Here is a 1,974-nt window from a genome sequence, read left to right as displayed (position 1 = left end):
GGGAGCGAGCGCAGCGAGCGACTGAGGACCGCAGCGAGCGTGCGTCCGCCTCACGGCTGGGGCTTCGGAGCGGTCCGTGCCGATCGGTGATTTATAAACAGGAACACTACTGTACAGCCGAGCGGTTGGGACTCTGGAGGTGTTCTTGGTTGACTCGATTGTACCGACGTATCCCCGAGAGATCGGGAAATCAGCGCCGATCCGAGAAACGGACGAGCGTCACGGAACTCCCCAGAACTCGACGACTGCTCCCACGACCCGTTATTGAAGGTGGCCTTCCTCGCGGAGCTGTTCGGCCTCGCTCTTCTCGTAGCGCCACGAGATGTCGGCCTTCTCGTCCTGCCAGTCCCACGGCTCGACGAGGACGATGTCGTCTTCGCGGATCCACACGCGCTTTTGCATCCGGCCGGGGATGCGCGCGGTCCGTTCGTTCCCGTCCGCACAGCGCACTTTGACGCGGTTCGCGCCGAGCATCTCGACGACCTCCGCGAACACCTCGTCGTCGTCGGGCATCCGGAGGTCGTTCCGACCGCTGCCGTCTCCGTTGCTCATGCGTACGCGGCCATACGCACTCGCCGAAATAAAAGGGCCGCTCTCTGTCGGGACCGAAACGGCCCTTTTAGGTCACCGGACCGCGGACCCGACGGCATGCGCGACACGCTCGGAATTGAAGGAATCGTCGGCCTCCTCGTCGTCTTCGCCGGAATCGGCATTCTGACCCTCCACGACCCGGTCGTCGCGGGCGCGCTGATGGTGGTTCTGGCCGGGCTCGCGCTGATCGCGAAGGGGCTGGCCGACACCGTCATGCGGTCGTTCGGACTGAAGTGACCGGGGCGCGACGGCCCGCGGCGTCGACCACGCCGGCACGCCCGGCTCGGCGTTCACCGCTCTCTCGAAAGAGTCATAATGATCGACCGTCCCCCTCGGGTATGGTCGAAGTACCCGCCGTCGCGGTCGAACTCGCCGAACTCCTCGTCGTTACCCTCGGTGCCGGCGTCGCGTCCGTGATCGGCGTCGTACTCGAACAGTTCGGACTCTCCGCCGTCTCGGGCGGCCAACTCGTGCTCGGCGCGTGGGCGGTCGGCATGGGCCTGATCGCGCTGTACGTGGGGCTCGTCGGTCTCGGCTACGAGCAGGCGATTCCCCGGCTCCGGCGACTCGCGAACGGCGAGTAGGCGCTACGGCCGCCCCGCCACAGCTCCCTCCGCTCCGGCTCCCTCTGCTACAGCTCCCCCCGCTCCGGTCCCCGCTGCTATAACTCCCCCTCTGCCGCCAGTTCGCGCACCGCCGCCGCGCGTTCGCGGATCGCCGTCCACTCCTCGTCGTCCTTCCCGTCGACGTGCGAGTACATCAGTCCCATCCGCCCGGTGCCACGAAGCGTCTCCTCGTTCTCCTTCAGGAAGTCCCAGTACAGCGCGTTGAACGGACACGCCCCCTCGCCCGTCGTCCGCGAGACGGCGTACGGGCAGTCGGCGCAGTGGTCGCTCATCCGGTTGACGTAGCTCCCCGAGGAGGCGTACGGCTTCGAGGAGAGGACGTCGGTGCCGAACGAGCCCATCGCGACGACGTTCGGCGTCGTCACCCAGTGGTAGGCGTCGACGAAGCCGAGGTGGAACCACTCGTTTAACTCGCCGGGGTCGACGCCGTACACCAACGCGAAGTTCGAAAGCACCATGAGCCGCTCGATGTGATGTGCGTAGCCGAACTCGCGGACGTGGCCCACCGCCTCGGAGAGACACTCCATGTCGGTCTCGCCGTCCCAGTAGGCGGGCGGCAGCTCCCGCTTTTGTTCCAGCTTGTTCGCGTCGGCCAGTTCGGGCATCGCTTCCCGATAGACGTGGCGCACGAACTCCCGCCAGCCGATCACCTGCCTGATGAACCCCTCCGCGGCGTTGAGCGGGACGGGGGCGGGGTCGTCGTTCGCGCCCCCGGTCGCGGCGTCTCCGTCGCCGAACTCGTCGAGCGACGTCGACG

3 protein-coding genes and 2 pseudogenes (1 of these 5 cut by a window edge) are annotated in these 1,974 nt (G+C 67.0%); 2 read left to right on the top strand and 3 right to left on the bottom strand.

What is annotated here, in order from left to right; all coding sequences use genetic code 11:
• Positions 1-261 precede the first annotated feature (261 nt).
• Entirely contained in the window at positions 262-552 is a 291-nt protein-coding gene (gene eif1A, locus BN903_RS13385) for a translation initiation factor eIF-1A (protein WP_008584833.1), read from the bottom strand.
• 96 nt (positions 553-648) lie between these two features.
• On the opposite strand from eif1A, the gene BN903_RS13380 reads away from it, so the two are divergent.
• Positions 649-828 (top strand): hypothetical protein, encoded by a 180-nt coding sequence (locus tag BN903_RS13380; protein WP_048078209.1) that lies wholly within the window; start codon positions 649-651, stop codon positions 826-828.
• A 101-nt stretch (positions 829-929) separates the two neighbouring features.
• Entirely contained in the window at positions 930-1,175 is a 246-nt protein-coding gene (locus BN903_RS13375) for a hypothetical protein (RefSeq protein WP_048078208.1), read from the top strand.
• Between the two features lie 77 nt (positions 1,176-1,252).
• Here BN903_RS13375 and BN903_RS16980 read toward each other — a convergent pair.
• A pseudogene (locus BN903_RS16980) lies at positions 1,253-1,974 on the bottom strand (cryptochrome/photolyase family protein); the annotation flags it as partial.
• Positions 1,958-1,974 (bottom strand): annotated as a pseudogene (locus tag BN903_RS13365) (RimK family alpha-L-glutamate ligase); its annotated part runs 675 nt beyond the window's last position; the annotation flags it as partial. The pseudogenes BN903_RS13365 and BN903_RS16980, both read right to left, overlap by 17 nt.

The sequence above is a fragment of the Halorubrum sp. AJ67 genome (genome assembly GCF_000513435.1).
The sequence above is the reverse complement of the archived record's forward strand: the minus strand, read 5'-3'. Positions and strand labels throughout refer to the sequence as shown.